19 protein-coding genes and 2 pseudogenes are annotated in these 18,956 nt (G+C 59.8%); 12 read left to right on the forward strand and 9 right to left on the reverse strand.

The annotated features are described in order from the left end of the window. Positions 1–93 precede the first annotated feature (93 nt). Both AC1DYF_RS25365 and AC1DYF_RS25370 read left to right on the forward strand, forming a co-directional pair. Entirely contained in the window at positions 94–969 is an 876-nt protein-coding gene (locus AC1DYF_RS25365) for a S1C family serine protease (RefSeq protein ID WP_477879670.1), read from the forward strand. After that, positions 966–1,325 (forward strand): response regulator transcription factor, encoded by a 360-nt coding sequence (locus tag AC1DYF_RS25370; RefSeq protein ID WP_477879672.1) that lies wholly within the window; start codon positions 966–968, stop codon positions 1,323–1,325. The genes AC1DYF_RS25365 and AC1DYF_RS25370 overlap by 4 nt, the downstream gene beginning before the upstream one ends. A gap of 152 nt (positions 1,326–1,477) precedes the next feature. On the opposite strand, the gene AC1DYF_RS25375 is transcribed toward AC1DYF_RS25370, so the two are convergent. After that, positions 1,478–2,248 (reverse strand): alpha/beta hydrolase, encoded by a 771-nt coding sequence (locus AC1DYF_RS25375; protein WP_477879673.1) that lies wholly within the window; start codon positions 2,246–2,248, stop codon positions 1,478–1,480. 107 nt (positions 2,249–2,355) lie between these two features. Between AC1DYF_RS25375 and AC1DYF_RS25380 the strand changes: the two genes are divergently transcribed. Further along, complete coding sequence (locus AC1DYF_RS25380) at positions 2,356–3,402, forward strand: AraC family transcriptional regulator (RefSeq protein ID WP_477879674.1); 1,047 nt, start codon at positions 2,356–2,358, stop codon at positions 3,400–3,402. A 147-nt stretch (positions 3,403–3,549) separates the two neighbouring features. On the opposite strand, the gene AC1DYF_RS25385 is transcribed toward AC1DYF_RS25380, so the two are convergent. Then, on the reverse strand, positions 3,550–3,855 hold the full coding sequence (locus AC1DYF_RS25385; protein WP_477879675.1) for a hypothetical protein: 306 nt from the start codon (positions 3,853–3,855) through the stop codon (positions 3,550–3,552). Positions 3,856–3,884: 29 nt separating this feature from the next. On the opposite strand from AC1DYF_RS25385, the gene AC1DYF_RS25390 reads away from it, so the two are divergent. Beyond that, on the forward strand, positions 3,885–5,102 hold the full coding sequence (locus AC1DYF_RS25390; RefSeq protein ID WP_477879676.1) for a lysozyme inhibitor LprI family protein: 1,218 nt from the start codon (positions 3,885–3,887) through the stop codon (positions 5,100–5,102). Positions 5,103–5,238: 136 nt separating this feature from the next. Here the strand turns inward: AC1DYF_RS25390 and AC1DYF_RS25395 are convergent, their stop codons facing one another. Continuing rightward, the gene (locus tag AC1DYF_RS25395) at positions 5,239–5,400 is read right to left on the reverse strand and encodes a hypothetical protein (protein ID WP_477879678.1); all 162 of its coding nucleotides are present in this window, start codon (positions 5,398–5,400) and stop codon (positions 5,239–5,241) included. 211 nt (positions 5,401–5,611) lie between these two features. Then, positions 5,612–6,469: a LysR substrate-binding domain-containing protein gene (locus AC1DYF_RS25400; RefSeq protein ID WP_477879680.1), complete on the reverse strand. Its 858-nt coding sequence runs from the start codon at positions 6,467–6,469 to the stop codon at positions 5,612–5,614. Between the two features lie 196 nt (positions 6,470–6,665). Between AC1DYF_RS25400 and AC1DYF_RS25405 the strand changes: the two genes are divergently transcribed. The 3 genes from AC1DYF_RS25405 to AC1DYF_RS25415 all read left to right on the forward strand — a co-directional run bounded on the left by AC1DYF_RS25405 (position 6,666) and on the right by AC1DYF_RS25415 (position 8,947). After that, the gene (locus AC1DYF_RS25405) at positions 6,666–7,253 is read left to right on the forward strand and encodes a LysE family translocator (protein ID WP_477879681.1); all 588 of its coding nucleotides are present in this window, start codon (positions 6,666–6,668) and stop codon (positions 7,251–7,253) included. 109 nt (positions 7,254–7,362) lie between these two features. Beyond that, positions 7,363–8,067: an aspartate/glutamate racemase family protein gene (locus AC1DYF_RS25410; RefSeq protein WP_477879683.1), complete on the forward strand. Its 705-nt coding sequence runs from the start codon at positions 7,363–7,365 to the stop codon at positions 8,065–8,067. Between the two features lie 178 nt (positions 8,068–8,245). Continuing rightward, a complete protein-coding gene (locus AC1DYF_RS25415) occupies positions 8,246–8,947 on the forward strand; it encodes an alpha/beta fold hydrolase (protein ID WP_477879685.1) in 702 nt (233 codons plus the stop codon). Positions 8,948–9,159: 212 nt separating this feature from the next. Here AC1DYF_RS25415 and AC1DYF_RS25420 read toward each other — a convergent pair. Together AC1DYF_RS25420 and AC1DYF_RS25425 are read right to left on the reverse strand one after the other, a co-directional pair. Continuing rightward, positions 9,160–9,411: pseudogene (locus AC1DYF_RS25420) on the reverse strand (recombinase family protein); the annotation flags it as partial. Further along, positions 9,398–9,580 carry a hypothetical protein gene (locus AC1DYF_RS25425; protein ID WP_477879687.1) on the reverse strand — a complete coding sequence of 61 codons (183 nt, stop codon included), beginning with the start codon at positions 9,578–9,580 and terminating at the stop codon, positions 9,398–9,400. The pseudogene AC1DYF_RS25420 and the gene AC1DYF_RS25425, both read right to left, overlap by 14 nt. A 313-nt stretch (positions 9,581–9,893) precedes the next feature. On the opposite strand from AC1DYF_RS25425, the pseudogene AC1DYF_RS25430 reads away from it, so the two are divergent. The 3 genes and pseudogenes from AC1DYF_RS25430 to AC1DYF_RS25440 form a co-directional block, all read left to right on the forward strand. Next, positions 9,894–10,101 (forward strand): annotated as a pseudogene (locus AC1DYF_RS25430) (transposase domain-containing protein); the annotation flags it as partial. A 270-nt stretch (positions 10,102–10,371) separates the two neighbouring features. After that, the gene (locus AC1DYF_RS25435; RefSeq protein WP_477879688.1) at positions 10,372–11,595 is read left to right on the forward strand and encodes an FAD-dependent oxidoreductase; all 1,224 of its coding nucleotides are present in this window, start codon (positions 10,372–10,374) and stop codon (positions 11,593–11,595) included. 208 nt (positions 11,596–11,803) lie between these two features. Next, positions 11,804–12,430, forward strand: coding sequence for a LysE family translocator (locus AC1DYF_RS25440; protein ID WP_477879690.1), 627 nt, complete (start codon positions 11,804–11,806; stop codon positions 12,428–12,430). Positions 12,431–12,581: 151 nt separating this feature from the next. Here the strand turns inward: AC1DYF_RS25440 and AC1DYF_RS25445 are convergent, their stop codons facing one another. Continuing rightward, positions 12,582–13,211 carry a LysE family translocator gene (locus AC1DYF_RS25445; protein ID WP_477879691.1) on the reverse strand — a complete coding sequence of 210 codons (630 nt, stop codon included), beginning with the start codon at positions 13,209–13,211 and terminating at the stop codon, positions 12,582–12,584. A 103-nt stretch (positions 13,212–13,314) separates the two neighbouring features. On the opposite strand from AC1DYF_RS25445, the gene AC1DYF_RS25450 reads away from it, so the two are divergent. Continuing rightward, positions 13,315–13,767, forward strand: coding sequence for an Lrp/AsnC family transcriptional regulator (locus AC1DYF_RS25450; RefSeq protein ID WP_477879693.1), 453 nt, complete (start codon positions 13,315–13,317; stop codon positions 13,765–13,767). 294 nt (positions 13,768–14,061) lie between these two features. Here AC1DYF_RS25450 and AC1DYF_RS25455 read toward each other — a convergent pair whose 3' ends face one another. Together AC1DYF_RS25455 and AC1DYF_RS25460 are read right to left on the reverse strand one after the other, a co-directional pair. Further along, positions 14,062–15,933 carry an adenylate/guanylate cyclase domain-containing protein gene (locus AC1DYF_RS25455; RefSeq protein WP_477879695.1) on the reverse strand — a complete coding sequence of 624 codons (1,872 nt, stop codon included), beginning with the start codon at positions 15,931–15,933 and terminating at the stop codon, positions 14,062–14,064. 200 nt (positions 15,934–16,133) lie between these two features. Continuing rightward, on the reverse strand, positions 16,134–16,652 hold the full coding sequence (locus AC1DYF_RS25460) for a hypothetical protein (protein WP_477879696.1): 519 nt from the start codon (positions 16,650–16,652) through the stop codon (positions 16,134–16,136). A 510-nt stretch (positions 16,653–17,162) separates the two neighbouring features. Here AC1DYF_RS25460 and AC1DYF_RS25465 point away from each other — a divergent pair. Then, positions 17,163–18,872 carry a phospholipase D-like domain-containing protein gene (locus AC1DYF_RS25465; RefSeq protein WP_477879698.1) on the forward strand — a complete coding sequence of 570 codons (1,710 nt, stop codon included), beginning with the start codon at positions 17,163–17,165 and terminating at the stop codon, positions 18,870–18,872. Positions 18,873–18,956 lie beyond the last annotated feature (84 nt).

Here is an 18,956-nt window from a genome sequence, read left to right on the forward strand (position 1 = left end):
AGAGCGCAAGCCGAAGTCGATCAACCTACCTGACCGGGCAGTAGCGAACAGCGGCTTGGAGACGCATATTCAAAGCTCTACAGGAGATCACCCATGACCGAACCTAATTTCCTTGCCAACATGTCTTCCATGATCGTCGAGACTGCCGCCAGCGTTTCGCCGAGCATTGTCGAGATTGCCTCCCACCAATCGCTCGCCAGCGGCTTTGTATGGCGTGCGGGGCTCATCATCACCGCCGACGAATCTCTTGCCGACGAGGGCCAGGTTCTGGTCGAATTCGCCGATGGCACCGAGCGCACGGCGAGCGTGGTGGGCCGCGATCCTTCGACCGATGTCGCACTCCTTCGGGTCGACGGAGCTGACGCGCCATCGGCGGTGCTCAGTCAAGAACCGCTTAGACCTGGAACCCTCGTGGTGATCGCGGCTGCGGCAGAAAGCGCGCCTCTTGTTTCGTTCGCAAGCGCGATCGCGGTTGGTCCTGCTTGGCGGTCGATGCGCGGCGGCAAGATTGACGCGCGCATCGAACTCGACATGAAATTGCGTGATCGCGCAGAAGGGGGGCTGGCCATCACAGGGGACGGCAAAGCCATTGGCATGGTTGTCCGAGGACCACGTGGGCGAACGTTGGTCATTCCGTCCGCGACCATTGAGGCCGCGGCCGGCCTCCTCCTTGAGCATGGCGAAGTCCGGCGTGGTTATCTGGGTCTCGGGCTCCATCAGGTCATCGCCACGGGGGGCGGCCAGGGCGCGATGGTGATGAGCGTCGATCCCGATGGACCGGGCGCTGTCGGCGGTCTCCTCCAAGGAGACATCATCCTTCGCTGGAACGGCGAGACTGTCCCTTCGGTCAATGCGCTCGTGCGAACCCTCGATCATCAATCCATCGGCCAATCGGTTTCCTTGGGAATCAGGCGTGCGGGCGTGGACGTCGAGGCGACGATCACTATCGGGACCCGGCCGCGCGGATGAGTGACACGGGCCCTGTCACGATCGCGGTACGCATCGACGACCCGGCGCTTGCGGAGCGGCTGAGGGCGTTGCTGACGTCAGTCGATGGGGTACGCGTTGCGGCGGATGGAGAGGAGGCCGAGCTGGTCCTCTCCACTGCCCAGGCCAGCCTGGCGAGTGCGGGCCTGACGGCTCGCGAGCGCGAGGTCGTGGCGCTGCTCGCGGATGGGCTTTCGAACAAGCAGATCGCTCGCAAGCTCGGGATTTCTGCGGACACGGCGAAATTCCACGTCGGGCGGGTGATCGACAAGCTGGACGCCACAGGCCGCACCGATGCGGTGGCGCACGCCGCTCGGCTCGGCGTCATTCATCTGTAAAGGTCTCCGATCATGCTCAATACGGCTTCAATGGTCTGTCATCGGGTTGGTGACCCTGCCGCCGACAGCGCCATGGACGCTTAGGATATTACACAACAATGACCGCCCAACCGATTGGGCGGCCAGTCAGGGCCGAAGGCCGAGCCCCGCTATTATTTGGCGAGCGCCGCTTGTTCGATGACATCAGCGACGTCCTTGGCGAACACGACCAGCGACGCGTGACTGCCGGGAACTTCGGTTACCTTGGCCTTGATCCGTGCTGCCATCATTTGCTGTGCTTCAGGAGCAATCACGCGGTCCTTCGTGCTGATGACGAAATAGTTGGGCTTGACGTGCCAGGCGGCGGTATCCACCGGCGCTTCGAAGGCCGTGTGGTTCAAGGGCATCTGGTCGGCGGCAAGTTTCTCGGCAATTTTCAGCGGCAGTTCAGGCGCGACGAATTCGGGAAAGGTCTTTTGGTCCAGATAGAGATTGCCCTTGTCATCCGGATGGATGGACTTCGCACCGTCAGTCGCCGGGCCGGACTTGGCAAGCGCGGCCACAGACTCGCCGACATCCGGGGCAAACGCCGAAACAAACACGAGTGACTTCACCTTGGGATCGTTGCCTGCTTCGGTGATGACAACGCCGCCCCAGGAGTGCCCCACGAGAACGGTCGGGCCATTCTGTTCGGCCAGCGCCTTCTTGGTCGCAGCAACGTCAGCGGCAAGCGACGTGAGCGGATTTTCGACCAGGGTGACCTTGTAGCCCTTGGCGACAAGAATGTCGGCAACAGGCTGCCAGCTTGTCTGGTCGACGAAAGCGCCATGAACGAGGACGATGTTGTGCGCCGCGCCCTTGGGAACTTCGCCTGCGGTGGCAGACAGGGCAAAGGCGGCGCTGGCAAGCAGCGATGCTGCGGCTGTCATGATGAGAGAACGCATTTTATTTTCTCCTGGAAGAATGGAACCGATGCACGCTTCCAGCGAGGAAGCAGGCGTTTCAGCAAAGTCGCGATACCAAAGCTGCGGTCGATTGCGGCCTCCATCCGGTGGGCCTAAATGCCCGCAACAGAGAGCAATTTTCGTTGTATCGCTTGCCGTTGAAACTAGAGGGAAATGTCTTGGCACCCCATGACGGCAACAACGGAGTTCTTGCTCCAGCGTCCGATATTGAGACGTCCCCAGACCTTCTGTCGGATATCCTGAGGTTCGTGCAGCTGACGGGAGGGCGCGTCTTTACGACGGAATGCGCCCAAGGATTCAATATGGTTTTCCAACCCAGTTCAGGATGCATCCATGTCGTGCAGGAAGGCGAGATCGATATCTATGTCGAGGACGATCCGCCGCTGAGAGTGTCCAGGGGTGACGTCTTCGTGCTGCCGCATCCGATCAGGTATGCTCTGGCCTGTCCCAGCAAAAGCTGGCGCCAGGCCAGGCATGAATTTGGAGTCGATGGATCGGGCGTCAAGGTCGACGTGCTTCGGGACGGCACCGGGCCGGTGATAGCAAGGACACTCAGCGCGACTTTTCAGTTCGAAAACACGGGCGGCATGCAGCCTGCCGTAAGCTTGCTGCCCAACTATATCCATATAGCGAGAGACATCGATCAATCCGCCGTCCTCATCAGGGATGTCGCCCAATTCCTGGTTTTCGAGAAGCAGGCGAACGAGCCGGGAGCCGCCCTGATGATCTCGCGGGTGATCGATATCCTGGTCATCCGCAGTATCAGGACCTGGTCAAAGTTACATGGTCAGAAGCAGGGCTGGATTGGTGCGCTGGCAGACGCCAGGGTCAGCCGGGCATTGTCTGCACTGCACAGAAATCCCAGCCGACCCTGGTCGGTGGCTGACCTGGCTTCGATTGCCGGAATGTCGCGTTCGCGGTTCGCGGAAGTATTCCTGGCGGCTGTCGGCGAACCACCTCTCAGATACCTGCATGGCTGGCGTCTGGCTGTCGCGGCCGACTTGCTGCGCAAATCGAACCTGCGCGTCGGAGACATCGCCCGCCATGTCGGCTACGATTCCGAGGCCGCTTTCAGCCGGGCATTCAAGACGTCATACGGCCTGTCGCCGAGGCAGGCGCGTCTGACGCCGTGAATAGGATGCAGAAGCTGTATGGGTTATTCCGAAATGGCATCTGTCGAGCCGAATGACGGCTTTTGGCGCCTCGGAGACTTGAGGTCTTGGCTTCTGTTGGCGCAATCCGGCCCGGCACGATCGGGCAGCGCTTCCGCATCCGCGCTCTCAAATCCCCGACCCGTCGAGCTCCTTGGCGTCTTCGCCCTCCCAGGGCGTGGGGAATGTCATGCGGTCGAGATTGGCTGTCGGCAGCGGCATCCAGCATTTCAATTCCGGCTCGGCATATTCGATGATCCGGCCTGGCGCAGAATCGGAAGAGCGCCAGGCTTCGCCGCCGAATTGATCGCCGTTCGACCAATAGGCGAGGTCGACGGTTCCCGGCCCCTGTTCGGACTCACGGATCGTCACCAGGATGCGGCTGCCGTCCCTGGGCGCGCTGCGCATGTGTCGCCAACGGTCTGGTTCGTCCATGTTTTCCTCCTGTCTCACTCCAGGCCGGAGTGTGGCGCGGCGAATTCGAACGGTCAACGCAAACTTTGCCGGGGCGCCATGCGTTTCGCGCGGCTGTCCGGGCCTGCAATCTTCGATCGGCTCGATTTACGCGATCAAAAGGGATTTTCGTTATTTTAGATGCATTCGGTCGGGCCTGCAGGGATGTTCCGCGCGGCCCCAACGCAAACCCTTTGTCCGCTCGATCAGGATCATTCACCATGGCTCGGCTTTCGCAATGTCTTGCAATCATCGGTTTGGTCGCCTTCGCGCTTCCGGCGCACGCGCTGGATTGTTCGAGCAAAGCCGCAAAGGATGACACTGTCGTCAGCGCCATCTGCGCCGATCCCCAGTTGTTGCAGGCCGACAAAGAGATGAACGAGGCCTACAGCAATCTCTACAAGGGTCGCGACAAGAAGCAGCAGCGCGTGATCAAGAACATGCAAAAAGAATGGCTTTGGAGCAGGAAGGACTGCGAGAAAGCCGATCCGCAATGCCTGATGTCGATGATCCGTGCCAGGACCGAATTCCTGCTGAGCGCGGATGGAACAGGCCCGACGAGCCAGGGAAAGCTGGTGTTCAAAGGTGTCTATGTGGATGCTGGCGACGGCTGGGGCGGGACGGATATCTCCCTCTACGAGTTCGAAGAACCGGACACGGACGGCAAGATATCTTTCAATGCAGCCGTCGACAAGATTTTCACGGATAACGGCGGCGGACAGCAGCCGGTCGCAAAGTCCGTCAGCGTCGACACCACCAACACCTATGACTGCAGCCACTGCAGCGAAAGCCAGATGATGAACCCACCCTTTCAGGTGAAAAACTTCATCTCCGCCCCCATTGCCGAGCAATCCGACAACGGCTTCCACATCTACGGTTCAACCATATATATCAATCAATTCCTGGACAAACGAGCCACGCTTTCCTACCGCGACCTGCTTCAGGAATACGACGCCTCGCTTCTGGCCAAGTCATGCTACGATCATGTCATGGCTGGCCTGGAAGACGAAACATACCTTCCGCAGGCCAGCACCGGTGACAAGGCAAACCATCGGCCATCGAACGAATTCATGGGGTATTTTCGCGACCCGGCCAACTGGGAGTTCGATGGCAAATCGATCACGTTCACCCTGCCCTTCACCGACTTCGACCAGGAATGCACAATGTCCTACGAGACGCTGAGACCACACCTTGCCGAGGATGCAGTGCTGCCGACGAAGGGGCAGTAATCCCATCGCTTTCGGGAGACATGCCGGGCACTCGCATTTGGGATAAAGACCCTCTCTGGCCTGCCGGCATTCGTCGCTGAAATCGATCCACCGGATCGATTTCTCCGATCGCCTGGCCGAACCTGCCCGGCCGCACTCACAGCGTCGCCTTGAGAACCAAAGCCTGCTCGGCGAGCAGCAGCGACGCAATCGCGATCATGGCCGCACCCGAGAGCTGGCTGACACGGCGTGCGACATGCGGGCGGGTTCGCAGAATGGCGCGGGCGCTGAAGCCTGATCTGCGGAGACATAAAGACACCTTTATCCGCCGGTTCACTTGCGCACCATTATGTCGGCAGGCAAACCATGTCACCCCTGCTTCCCGATCCCATGGTTTCGGCGCGCATGGCCGCTTCGTGGTTCTCGGCTTCCGGCGCGAAGCTGCCCTGGCTCATCGGCCGCCTTTGGCTCAGAGCAAACTTTCGCTCTTCAAAAGATAACAAAACGCTGCGTCGGGCGAGCCGCGCGAGTTAGGACCCGATGTGCGACAGATCACGTCGAAGCGTATCATAGAGGCGGTCAACCGCCGCGCCATCAGACAACGGGTTTCGAATAATTCCGATTTCCAGGTCGTCGAGCGTTGGAAGCCCTTCGTTTCCCCCGATTATCCGCAGGGAATCCGGCACGCTGCATAGTGCCAGCGCGGCTACCGAAAGTCCCGTCTGAACGATCGTCACCAGACCAAGCAGGCTAGGACTTGAATAGGTGCACCGATAGGCGCGGTCGCTGTCAGCGAGAGCACGGAGAACATGGGCGCGTGCCGTAGAGTTTTCAAACAAGGCGACAGGTAGCGGATCAGTCTCCCAGGCCATATGTGTCGGAGACGAAACCCATACCAAGCGTTCGCGCCTGAGTATTTCGATGGCCTGATCCCGTGCACGAGTGACGATTGCCAGATCGACGCGATTCTCATGAATCGACAAATTGAGTTTGTCGCTTGGTTCGCAGACGAGATTGACAGCAATCTGCGGATATTCGTTCGCAAACCGTCGGAGGGCTTGAGGCAGCAGGGAGGCCGCATAGTCGTCAGGAATGCCGAGACGAACGCTTCCTATATCCGGCTTCCCGGTGACGCTCGTCCACGCTTCGTCAGAGAGCTTCAGAAGACGGCGTGCGTAGGCCAGCAGATCTTTGCCGACCGCATTCGGAATGACTGCCTTGGGCGTTCGCACGAGAAGTTGCGTCCCGAGGGATTGCTCCAGTCGCTGCATCTGCATGCTGACGGCGGACTGACTGCGCCCGACGCGAGGAGCCGCATTCGTGAAGCTCCCAGTCTCGACGACGGCGACGAAGGTACTCAGAAGTTCAAGGTCAAAGATTTTGTTCATGGCGCTATCAGCATATCGAATAGCGCTCTCCAAATCTATTCGTTTGATTGGTGACGCTGCATTTGTGAAGCTATGGCCACACTTGACTGGAGGCTGGGATGCCAATGTCGACCGAACGGATAGTTGATCGAGATGCCGAGGGGCGCGACCGCCCTGTGGGCGAGGCAATGCTGTGACTGTGAGTTGGATCTTATCTGTGGTCTTCTTTGCCGTGGCTTCGTCCGGCTCGCCTGGGCCGAACAACATGCTTTTGACGACAACCGGCGCAAACTACGGCTTCGCGCGTTCGTTGCCGCACGTCTTTGGCACGGGCGTCGGCATCTGCATCATCTTTCTGGGACTTGGTGTGTTTGGCAGCCAATTACTGCAGAATGAGACCTTTCGGAACGTGCTAAAGTGGGGCGGTGTCGTTTACCTCGCCTGGCTCGCTTTCAAGATCGCCATGAGCCGTCCCAGCACGGCATCCGAAGGAGAGGCGGATAGCGCCCAACCTCTCACCTTTATTCAGGCAGTGTTCTTTCAAGCGCTCAATCCGAAAGTCTGGTTGGGTGGTGCAAGTGGCATCCTGGCCTACGGCGCAATGTCAGACGGGTGGAGCGCCCTGGCGATGAGCGTCGCATTCGCGCTTGTGTTCGCATCGGTCAGCATGCCCTGCGGTGCAAGCTGGGCATTGATGGGGGCATCGGCCCGACACGTACTGCGTTCGGACCGCGCACTGAGGGTATTCAACATCGCGATGGCGATCCTGCTTCTCGCCTCGCTGGTTCCAGTGGTGCTGAACTGATGGGGCGTCAGAACTCGATCAGCGAAGCCAATTTGGCCGCCCTCCTGCTTTTACGGGTCCAAGCCCGCGTCAGCCGGCCATCAGCTGCGAGAAACACCCTGGAGATAATATGAAAACCATCGGGATAGTTGGCGGTGTCGCCTGGCCCAGCTCGATCATTTACTATCAGACCATCAATGAACTGATAGCGAAGCGAATGGGCGGAAGCGGTCGGCATTGTGCAAAGCTGGTAATGGCCCAGACAGACTTCGACGAAGTTGAACGTCGACAGGTTGAAGGCCGATGGGATCTGGTCGGGGGATTGATTGCGGAAGAGGCCAACAAGCTAAAGGCGGCCGGAGCGGATTTCTACATCGTCGCCTGCAATACGGTCCATACAGCGGCGGATGTGTTTGAGGGACGGGTTGACCTGCCGTTTATCCATATCGTTGATCCAGCAGCTGAGCAGGCACTGGCTAGCGGGTTCAAAACGGTCGGATTGCTTGGTAGCCGGTATACGATGACAGGAACGTATTTTGTTGACCGGCTGAAGGATCGGTATGGCCTGAAAGTGCTTGTCGCAGACGGTGAGCATGAAGCCAATGTTCACAATGCTCTCTACGAAGAACTGACCAAAGGAATCTTCCGGCCTGAAACGCGGTTGAAGTTCAAGGCTGCCCTGGAATCTCTGGCGAGCCGAGGTGCGGAGGTCATTATTCTCGGCTGCACCGAATTTGGCATGCTCATTAAGGCAGAGGACAGCCCGGTCCCCTTAATCGACACAACAATTGCCCACGCCGAGGCAGCAGTCGAGAAGGCACTGCAATCTGGCTGAACTGAACATCAACGGTCGTGGAAACGAAATGGCATAGGAGCGACAGACCCGATGGTTTGAACTGGCCCTTCGCTTGTCGCGCTCGGCGCTGAAAAAAGCGTCTGGTCGGATCACGGGCGGGATGGACCACCGACATAACCGCCGATAGTCAACTCTTCAACGTTGGGAGACTGGCGTTTTGAACATTCTCCTCGTTCCCGGATTCATGGCGACAAAGTCTCTCTGGGACGATGTCATATCCGATCTGGAAAAAATCGGCCCTGTGACTCATGCCGACGTGTTCGATGGAACCTCAATATCCGACATGGCCAAGAAGGCTATTGTCCAAGCGCCAGAGACGTTCGCTTTGATTGGGTTCTCCATGGGCGGCTACGTGGCGAGAGAAATAGCTCGTATCGCTTCCGGTCGAGTGGAGGCGCTGGTGCTCATCGCCACATCCGCCCGCACAGATAGGCCCGAGCAGATCATTCGAAAGGCCAGAGCCTCAGAACAATTGCGCATCTCCCGTTTTACCGGATTGAGCCGAGYGACAATCTTGCAATCACTCCACCCAGGGAATGCGAACAACGTCGCGATGATGGAGCGTGTCCGTCGCATGGGCCTTGATCTGGGCAAAGACGTTTTCATTCGCCAGGTGGCTCCGCAAAGAGAGAGCGACCTGGACAGGCTGGGCGAGATTGGCTGTCCGACGCTCGTTGTTGCCGCTGCCGACGACAGTCTTCGAAGCCTCTTGGAAGCCGAGGAACTGAGAGTTGGCATCCCCAATGCAGAACTCGTTATCGTTCAGGGATCGGGGCATATGCTGCCAATCGAAGCTCCAGGTACGTTGGCCGAATTGGTCGTGCCATGGCTCCGAAAATTGTGCGCCTCACCAGCCTAGTTGAGGTCCTCTTTTGACGCATCAGAGACCTGACGTCTCGGCTCCTCGCGACCCGGCGCGGTCATCAAGGGCACAACGCAGTCCGTGGGAACAGGCGATGGAAAAGAGCAGGCGCTTGACGCATAGTCGTGTCGGTTTCAAACTGAGGTCGTAACCGGCGTTCTGCTCCCACATTGCCCGCCGTGGCCTGATATGTGATTGAACCGCGCCGATTTGCCCGTGCACAGGCCGCTCACCAGTCGTTCGAAACCAGTGCGGTCAATAGCGCCGCTGGCGGTACGACCAAGGTCATCGTCGATCACGTCCACATCACGGAAACCCCAGCGGCGCGCAACGTCGACAAGTTCGTATTGTCGCCTCCGGCTCTCCAGGTTGTTTTGGACCTGACCTGGGGTCGACTGTCGAACGTAAACTACAGCCTTGCGCGTCAGCACCGAGGCGGGAAGGAGATTATTGCTCGTCATCGCTCGCCTCCTTCGCCGCGACGCCGGCCGCGGCCATCAGAAGGGTTGCCAGTCTGGCGACAACGGCGCTCCGTTCCGTATCGCTCAGGCCTCGTATCTGCGGCGTGTCGAACGACATGCTCAGTTGCCGGATCGGTATTGGTAATGTCGAGGGTGGTTGTATCTTCATGGCGCGCCTCCTGGATGGCTGTGAGTCCATCCGTCGAAGGTTTGCCTGAAACCACGCTCAGCAAGCAGTCCATGAAGCTCCATGAGGTTGGTCACCGCAACGCGCGGTTCGCCCATCTCCATGCCGGCGCAAAATGCCCGATCCAGCATCCATTCCGAGACATGAATGACTTCGCCCGGCCTAACCTCCACCCGCACGATCGCGCCACCAGCGCGATCCTCACGACCTTCATGCCGAAAACAACCACCGTAAAGTGGGCGCCATCGATAATGAACTTCTACTAGCAGCCCGACATGGGCAGAATGAACCTGCGATGGCTCTGAACCGAAAGAACGCACTCTTCGCAGGGCATGACGCGGGTGCAGAGAACTGGGCGACCATTGCCTCGCTCATCGAGACGTGTAAGCGAAATGCAATCGACCCGCCTGTGTATTTGACCAGCACGCTCACTGCCATCGTCAATGGCCACAAGCAGAGCCAGATTTGATGAGCTGCTGCCGTGGTATCGCCCAGCACGGTAATCTGTGCCCGAAGGACCCTTTAAACCCGCCTGTCCCACAGGAGCCGAACCATTCGTCTTGACGATTTTCGAAATTCACACTAATCAGCGTCTTGTCGAAAAGGAAAAGACCGGTTGGTATTTCCGGTCCCTGAGTTCAGGTCCGCATCGCTGACGCGATACCCACGGCATCAACCCGAATGCGTTTCGGGCATGGTGTTCGTCGTGGAGCCTTCTTGCATCTCACCTCGTTTTTCCATGTTCCGGACGCTTCTTCATAACTGGAGAAGTCATGAGAACTAAACTCAAAGTCCTTATCGCCGGGGCAGGTCTTGGCGGCCTAGCACTCGCGCAAATGCTCAAGAATGCCGGTGTCGATGCTCACGTTTTCGAGCGCGACGCCAGCCCTTGGGAACGTTCCCAAGGCTACCGCCTGCATATCGATGCCGATGGCGTTGGCGGCCTCAGTGAGGTCTTGTCGCCGAAGCTTCTGGCGCTCTTCGAGGCGACCGCGATGCGCGCTTTGCCTTACACGACGATGGTCGATGCCAATCTCTTGTTGAACAAGCGTATTCCGATCGACATCTACAGCCACACCGAACATCACATCGCCGCAGGGTTGGCAACGCATGTCAATGTCGACCGCGCCATCCTTCGCCAGATCCTACTCACCGGACTGGATGACGCCTGCCACTACGGCAACCCTGTCGTCTCCTATGAAGGCCGCGACCACGGCGTGGAAGTTACCCTTTCCGACGGGCAGACAGTGACCGGGGCTGTTCTGGTCGGTGCGGACGGCATCCGTTCGGCTGTTCGTCGGCAGYGGGCTCCTCATGCACAATCAATGGACACCGGCGTGCGATGCATTTACGGCCGGCTTTCCGCTACTCGCGCTCGCCAATTGCTACCCGCCCACGCGGTGGCTGATGTGTTCACCTTCTGCTCGGATGACCGCAAGGTCCTGCTCGGATTAGGAGGCGTCATGTTTCCGATCGAGCCGTCAGCGGCTGCAAGAAGTCTGCTGCCGGCGGCAAATCTTCCACACCGCGAGGACTATGTCGCATGTATCGTTGCAGCGCGTCCTCAGTACATCGGCAAGGGAGATGCTGAGCTCAGACTCGCAAGCAGCGATGACCTCCAGCAACTCGCAGGCGATCTCTTGAAAGATTGGCCCGCAGAGGCAAGGAATGTCATCCTTGGTGGAGAGCGAGGATCATTCTTCTATGTGGAGATGTATAGCAGTATCCCATTCGATTTGGCCCCATCACCCAATGTCACACTGCTTGGTGACGCGGCCCATGCCATGTCACCAAGCCTCGGTCGAGGCGCAAATGTCGCCCTCCGGGACGCGGCAAAACTGGGGAGGCAGATTGTTGCAGTGTCACGAGGCGAACTGCCATTGGCCGATGCTCTCGCTGTCTATGAGCGTGACATGATGCAATATGGCTTTGAAGTCGTCCGCAACGCTGCCGCAAAAGGGGCAATGGTTATCGGACAAAGCCCGCTGACAGCGTAGTCTGTCCCTGGTGCGAAATTTGGGCAGCCATCAAAAGGAAATGGCTGCCCGTCTGCTTCAACGTAGTGCCTCACATCTCTGGCGTGACCGCTTCGTAGCACGAAGCTGGCCGTCACCATCAAGGCAGTCGTCTTCGAAACGCAAAGAGTATAACGATCAAGGTGCAAGCGAGACATCGCTTACCTGAGGTCTCTCGGGAGGACGCGAAATGATCAATCACACGACCCTCATGACCTATTGCGCGATTGTTCTGGGCTTCGTTTTCATTCCGGGGCCGGCGACGCTGTTGACCGTTGCGAGAGCTTCGACCTCCGGGACGAAAGTTGGTGTTGCCACCGGCGCAGGTATCACAGCGGGGGATATCATTCACACGGCTTTTGCAGTGGTTGGAATTTCGGCGATCATCGCGGCATCCGCCACGCTGTTCAGCGTCATCAAGTATATCGGGGCGGCCTATCTGTTTTATCTCGGCGTCAAGGCGATCCTGGCAAAGGACGCCTCCGTGATCGGCAAAAACGAACTGCCGCTGACGGCTGCCCAGGCCTTTCGGCAGGGCATTCTCGCTGAAGTGCTCAATCCGAAAACCGCATTGTTCTTTCTGGCATTCCTTCCGCAATTCGTGCGCCCTGAAAATGGGGCTGTGTTTGTGCAATTGAGTATCCTCGGCGTCATCTTTTCACTCCTCGGTTTCGTCAGCACATTTGTATTCGCCTGCAGCGCAGGCAGGCTCGGCGCCTTCCTGCGCCGTCACGCAGCGGTTTCGAAGTGGCAGGGTAAGATTGTTGGCTCAATCTATTGCGCAGTTGGCGTGAGATTGGCACTTCAGCAGCGCTGAAGGCCAATCCGTCTTCTGCGGCTGGTTTTCCTCCCAGTTTTGTCCGCAATCGCCGCAAGGCAATCAAGAGCAATGCACGCAAATGGTCGCCGTCTTCACGCCGGCAAGGTGCAGACCGCGAAGGCCAGGCTGGTCGCTCGACCGACCGCACTCACAGCATCGCCTTGAGAACCAAACCCTGCTCGGCGAGCAATAGCGACGCGATCGCGATCATGGCGCCACCCGAAAGCTGGCTGACCCGGCGCGCGACATGCGGGCGGGTTCGTAGGATGGCGCGGGCGCTAAAACCGACCAGGAGGTAGACCACGGCGCAATTGACGATCTGCACCAGTCCCATGGCGGCGATCTGGGCTGCAATCGGCCATTGCGCGGCCCGGCTGGTGAACTGCGGCAGCAAAGCGAGGAACAGCAGCAGCGCCTTGGGATTGACCCCGCTGACCACGAAGCCGCGCAACAGCAGCCCCGGCCATGTCGTCGTCTCGCCGCTGCCGGCAGAGGGCCCGGGCGGGTTTTTGAGGATCCCGACCCCCAGATAGAGCAGATAGGCCGCCCCCACGACCGTCAGCACGGTCAGCAGCGCCGGCAGGCTGGCGACCAGCGCACCTATGCCCGCCGCGACAAGCAGCGTGATCATCAGATAGCCGATCAGCATGCCGCTGACGGCGGGGAAAACCGCCCTGCCCTGCATCCCCGCCGATATGGCATAGGCCCAGTCCGCGCCCGGCGTCACCACCAGCGAAAACGACAGCATCCAGAACGCCGCCAGCAAGCTCCAATCCATGTGCAATCCCTCCGCTACCGATAGAGGGAGATTACGCCACGAGAGCAAGGAGATGTTGCCTATCTCTTGCCTGAACGAGGCCAGTTGAGGCATAATCTCGCGCATGGATGCAACAGACCGCAAGATACTTGCTCACCTGCAGCAGCAAGGCCGGCTTTCTGCCACCGACCTGGCAGAGCGGGTCGGGCTCAGCCTGTCGCCCTGTCACCGGCGCTTGCGGGCGCTGGAACAGGCCGGCGTGATCACGGATTACCGGGCCGTCATCGATCCGGCCAAACTGGGCCTCGGCTTTTCGGCCATCGTCTTCGCCACGCTGCGCGAAGCCAACCGCGAGTCTGTCGAGGCTTTTGAGAACGCGCTGCCGAAGGTTCTGGAAATCATCCAGGCGCAGCGCCTTTTCGGCGACCCCGACTACATGCTCAACGTCATCACCAGGGACCTCGCCGCCTTCCAGCGCCTCTATGACGAAAAGCTCGCCACCCTGCCGCATGTGCTGCGGCTGTCCTCGACGCTGGTAATGAAGACGGTTCTGCAGAACCGGCCGCTGCCGGTTTGATTGTGGGGCGAGTGGGGATTTACCCCTCACCAACTTCGGCCAAGGGTTCGCAAGTGCTCACCCGGCCTTCGTATCCTCTCCCGCAAGGGGCGAGGAATAATCTGCGGCACTGCCTTGCCACAACCGAGGCCGATGCTCGTGGCGCCCTACCTCTCCCCCTGCGGGAGAGGATAGCAAGCCCGCGCGAGACGAAGTCGAGTGCCTGGGCGCGCTTGGTGAGGGGTGAAACGCCGCTCCTGCAGAGCGCCATCGCCGACCTTGACCAGAGCTCGGCCAGCCCCACCCCATGACCCGCTACTTCTCCGGCAGCCCAGCCTTCACCAGATCATCCACCTGCCTGTCGATCACGGCGGGGTCGATGTTGAATGTCAGGTCGCGCCAGCGCGGCGCGGTGTACCAGGGCTGCTGGGCCAAAACCTTGGCAACCTCCTTTCGCGCTTCATCGGGTTTTCCGAGATTGACGAAATTGATCGCCCGCAGCAGCGGAACGCCGACGAAGACATCCGACGTGCCGGCAATCAGCGCGGCCGACTCCGCATAGCGCTGCATATCGGTGAGAACGAAGGCCTTCATGCTGAGATAGTAATGCGCATTGTTGGGGTCGTTGCCAAGCGCGTCGTCGGCCCATGCGATCGCCTTGTCGGTCATGCCGTGCCAGCGATAGGCGCTCGACATATCGCCTCTGAGAAACGCATCGCCGGGCGACAGCGCCACCACGTCTTCAGCACTCTGCACGGCGAGGTCGAACTTGCCCTCATGGGCGGCGACATAGCTGAACGACCAGAGGCCGCTTTTCTTCGCGTCCGGCCCCAGATTGGGGCGTGCCAGCGTCTCGTGGAGAAGATCGGAGGCAACTTGCCAATGCTCTGCCGGCGTCTGGTCAAAGCCGTAATTGGCGGCCAGCACATTGTCCCAGGCCAGGCCGAAGCGCAGCAGGGCGGAATCGGGAAATTTCTTCAGCCCCTCCTGGATGATCTCCGTCGCCTTGACCAGGCTTTGCGGGGTGAACTGCTGGAAATAGAAATTCGACCGGAGAAAGAAGTCGTATTCGGCCAGTTTGGGCGTGTCCTTCTCCCACACCCGCTTGTATTCGCTTTCATACATCTTGCCGCGCTGGCCGCCCAGCGTCGCCACGATGCGGTCGACGATCTGGTCCTGCAGCGCCAGCGGATCGGTCCCCTTCTTGTCGAGCTTTTCCGCCCAGACATGCTCGCCGCTATGCGCGTCCGTCAGCTGGGCGGTAATGCGCAGCCTGTCCGTCTCCTTCCAGACGCTGCCCTCGATGACATAGGCGACATTCAGCTCGCGGCCGATCTGGCGCACATCCGTATGCTTGTCCTTGTAGGCATAGGTGGCGCTGCCCGACATGACTTTGAGCTCAGACACGCCGGCCAGCATGGAAATCAGGTCGCTGGTCATGCCATCGCTGAAATAATCGAGCTTGGCATCGCCACTCATGTTCTGGAACGGCAGCACCGCGATCACCGGCACGCCGGCATTTTCCATCGTCGAAACCGGACTTTGGGACATGCCACGGCCCGAGAGCGCCCACCCCCACCAGCCGAGCCCGCCGGCGGCGATGACGGCGATCCCCAGTGCGGCCGCGGCGGGCAAAGTCCGGCGCTTGACGACAGCGCGCGGTCCCGGCCGTCCATCCAGGGTCACCCGATAGACGTCCACCGGCTCGGTAATGTTCTTGACCTTCTGCGCCCCCATGGCCTCGAAGCCGAAGGCGAGCTTTTTCTCGACCTCCCGCGCCACCTTGGCGGACACCCAGATGCCGCCCGGCTCGGCGAGCTGTTCGAGACGCGCGGCAATGTTGACGCCTTCGCCGAACCGGTCCTGCCCATCGACGATGACCTCGCCGAGATTGACGCCGATCCGCACCCGGATCTGCTGCTCGGGCCGCAAATCCGCGCTCCACGCGGCCAGTGTGCGCTGCAATTCGACCGCACATTCGACCGCCTCGACAACGGAGCCGAACTCCGCCAAGAGCCCATCGCCCATCAGTTTGAAGACGGTGCCGTGATGCCGCGCGATGGCGGGCTCGAACAGATCCCGCCGCACCGCCTGCACCCGCTCATGCGTCCCCGCCTCATCGCGCTCCATCATCGCGGAATATCCCACGACGTCAGAGGCGAGGATGGCGGCAAGCTTGCGATCCATCGGCAATCCCAGAAGGCCGAAGGCGCGGCCCAGATATGACGGCGAGGATCGAACAAGGCACGGGAACTGTCAACCTCTGCCGTAGATGCAGCGGATGAAGGCCGGGCGATCGCTCGATGACCGCCATCAGCAGAGACTGATCGGCGACGGGCTCGCGATCCCGGCGCCGTACGCTCAGGCGTCCCGATCTACCCACTCGCCTAACTGCGTTTGATGCCGCACTCCGTCAGCCATTCCTGCGGCAGGACATTGACCGCTGTGTTCGCGCCCAGCGGAAAGAAGGCCAGCCTCCTGTAGCTCCAGATATAGGGCACGCAGTGCTTGAGGACTGCGGCATGGATGTAGAATTGGAATTCGTTGGGCACTTGGTGCAGAGAGATAAAAAACGAATCCTGGATCTGCCTGTCGGCATGAAAGTCAGCAATCGCTTGCCTGCGCACCCAGTCGCCATAAAAGCCTGCCGACAGCGCTGCCAGCCACATCCACGCCGCGATGAACAATGCGGGGCGAAACGTGCCCGGAGGACGCGGCGTCACCAGGGGTGACGCAATCAAGAACGCGGCAAAGAAGCCCCCGACGAAGAATATGTGCCAGACTCTGTTCGCTCCCGCCGGTGCCATCAGCGCATCATAGAAGGGCGCCATGAAGTCGCCGCAGAGCAGCAGGGCGGATATCCAATAGGCGCCGAGGAAGCAGACGAAGCCGACCAGGACTCTCATTCAACCTTCCCTTGCACAGAGGCTTTCGGCCTCACCTTTTCCGACAGGGAGGTTTCATTTTTGCCTGACGCCGTCAATGGGGTCGGCGCGTCGAAGATCGACGTCCTCGGTGCACGACTGCTGTTGGCGGAAGCGGCCATCTGGAGCTGTGCATCTACCAAGCGGCTCTGCGTCCTCAATTCGGTCGCTGATCGATCCAACTGATTTTTCCCAAAGCGGACCATCCTTCATCGGCCTGCGAGGGTCGGGGGGAACTTCCGGCATTATGCGAAGCTGTTGGCTTCCTTCAAGCGACGCGCCGGCATGCGGCCGCCGTTCGACGCGAGACGCGAGACGCGTTGCGCTCATCGAAGATGATCAGAGTGTGGTACACCCATAAGTGTTGTAGCCACTTGGTGAAAAAAACAGGCGCGATTACTTTCGATTGCAATAAACATGTCATATGATCSTGATCGACTAACCTTCGGGATTGGGAACGGGCGGTGACCCGAATAAAATGAGGAGGCTTGAATGCGGCAACGCAACAGCGGTAACGTCCTGGCGGTGCGGGCCATTGCTGGCCTGCACGTGACCACGATCGCCTGGGACCTGGTAGACTTGACGTGGCGCAATCGCGCCGATTTTCTCGGCTTCGCGCTCGGCCGAGCCGAGGTGGACGCGAACGGCGCGGCCATCAACCCGTCGTGGATCCCCGGCATCAAGCGCTTCCGCGGTGTCGACGACGCACTCCCGCCGGGCACGCTGGTCCCGTCCGCGACGCATCCGATCCAGTCGTTTCAATGGGGCGACTATACTGCGAAGCCGGACACGGCCTACGAATATGTCGTCGCCCCCGTCGTCGGCACGCCGGGAAATTGCCAGCCCGACATGGCGGCAGCCCAGCGCGTGCGCGTCAAGACCGAGCGCCCTACCGCGCCCGTCGATGCGGCAGGCGCCAAGCACGACGTTCATTTCAATCGCGGCGTCGCAGGATCGCAAGCCTATGCGCGTGAGTTTCCAGGCATGGTGCCGGATGAGAATCAGCCGAACTCGCCGCAGATGCGGTGGCTATCGCGCGGCCTGTTCGAGGCGCTGACTGGCTTTATCGCCAGCGCGGCGGGCGCGGACGCCGCCGATTACGGGTTGCGGTGCATGTTCTATGAGTTCCACTACGCTCCCGTGGCCGAGGCGCTGAAGACAGCCGCGAATGCGGGCGCGGACGTCGCGATCCGCTACGAGGCGCAGTCTTACAAGGACGTTAACGAGCAGGTCATCTCGCAGGTCGGCATCCAGGCGATCTGCGAGCCGCAAAAGGTGCGCGCCGGCATCCGCCACAACAAGTTCATGGTGCTTTTGCATCATAATGCGCCGGTCGCGGTTTGGACGGGGTCGACAAACATCTCGGCCGGCGGCATTTTCGGGCATTCCAATGTCGGGCATGTCATTCACGACGCCGCCATTGCCAAACGCTATCTCGACTATTGGGAAGCGCTGGCGGACGAGGATGTGACAACCGCTAAATTGCGGACGCGAAACATGGCGGTCGAGCCCTCGCCCGCCATCGGCGATCTTCCACCCGCAGATCGCGTGCCGACCTATTTCAGCCCGCGTGACAAGGCTGATCCACACGCCACAACTGCGACGCTTGCCTGGTATGCCGACCTGCTCGCCTCCGCCAGGGAGATTGCGTGCATGACCTTCGCGTTCAACTTCGATCCGGTTTTCCAGAAAGCGGTCCAGGGCCAGACCGACGCACTGAGCTACCTGGTGTTCGACAAGGCGCTCGACGACCAGCAGGAGACCGAGGTCCGGCAGAACCGCAACACGATCCTCGCCGTCGGCGGCAAGCTCGAGCAGGGTGACATGGAGCTGTTCCTCGGTGAACATCTCACCGGTTTCAACAAGAACCGCTATATCCACGACAAATTCCTGCTGGTCGACCCGCTGTCCAATGACCCGATCGTGATCACCGGCACCGCCAATTTCAGCGAACCGTCGCAGGAGAAGAACGACGAGAACATGATCGCCATCCGCGGCGATACCCGCGTCGCGGACATTTATTTCGGCGAGTTCATGCGAATCTTCGACCATCACTATACGCGCTACATAATCGCACGGCTGAAGGCATCGGGACAAGACGACCCCAATGCAGGCTTTTTGAAACCTGTGACTGCGGATTGGTTAGATCCTCAATACAACGATGCGGTCAAATCGAAGCGGCGCCGGTTTTTCGTCGGCTGAAACTTGAGGGTTGATCCCGTGGTCCTCGGCAATACGCAAATCATGCGATTATTTTTGGTAGGCCCCGCTTGCGATCGACCTTCG

The organism is Rhizobium sp. P2_G9 (genome assembly GCF_056403475.1).

Bases quoted from the DNA above. Each gene is read 5' to 3' on its own strand.
- AC1DYF_RS25450 (WP_477879693.1), top strand. From the start codon at position 13,315: ATGGATGCAACAGACCGCAAGATACTTGCTCACCTGCAGCAGCAAGGC.
- AC1DYF_RS25410 (WP_477879683.1), top strand. From the start codon at position 7,363: ATGAAAACCATCGGGATAGTTGGCGGTGTCGCCTGGCCCAGCTCGATC.
- AC1DYF_RS25455 (WP_477879695.1), bottom strand. From the start codon at position 15,933: ATGGATCGCAAGCTTGCCGCCATCCTCGCCTCTGACGTCGTGGGATAT.
- AC1DYF_RS25400 (WP_477879680.1), bottom strand. From the start codon at position 6,469: ATGAACAAAATCTTTGACCTTGAACTTCTGAGTACCTTCGTCGCCGTC.
- AC1DYF_RS25425 (WP_477879687.1), bottom strand. From the start codon at position 9,580: ATGAAGATACAACCACCCTCGACATTACCAATACCGATCCGGCAACTG.
- AC1DYF_RS25460 (WP_477879696.1), bottom strand. From the start codon at position 16,652: ATGAGAGTCCTGGTCGGCTTCGTCTGCTTCCTCGGCGCCTATTGGATA.
- AC1DYF_RS25440 (WP_477879690.1), top strand. From the start codon at position 11,804: ATGATCAATCACACGACCCTCATGACCTATTGCGCGATTGTTCTGGGC.
- AC1DYF_RS25385 (WP_477879675.1), bottom strand. From the start codon at position 3,855: ATGGACGAACCAGACCGTTGGCGACACATGCGCAGCGCGCCCAGGGAC.
- AC1DYF_RS25370 (WP_477879672.1), top strand. From the start codon at position 966: ATGAGTGACACGGGCCCTGTCACGATCGCGGTACGCATCGACGACCCG.
- AC1DYF_RS25445 (WP_477879691.1), bottom strand. From the start codon at position 13,211: ATGGATTGGAGCTTGCTGGCGGCGTTCTGGATGCTGTCGTTTTCGCTG.
- AC1DYF_RS25465 (WP_477879698.1), top strand. From the start codon at position 17,163: ATGCGGCAACGCAACAGCGGTAACGTCCTGGCGGTGCGGGCCATTGCT.
- AC1DYF_RS25375 (WP_477879673.1), bottom strand. From the start codon at position 2,248: ATGCGTTCTCTCATCATGACAGCCGCAGCATCGCTGCTTGCCAGCGCC.
- AC1DYF_RS25365 (WP_477879670.1), top strand. From the start codon at position 94: ATGACCGAACCTAATTTCCTTGCCAACATGTCTTCCATGATCGTCGAG.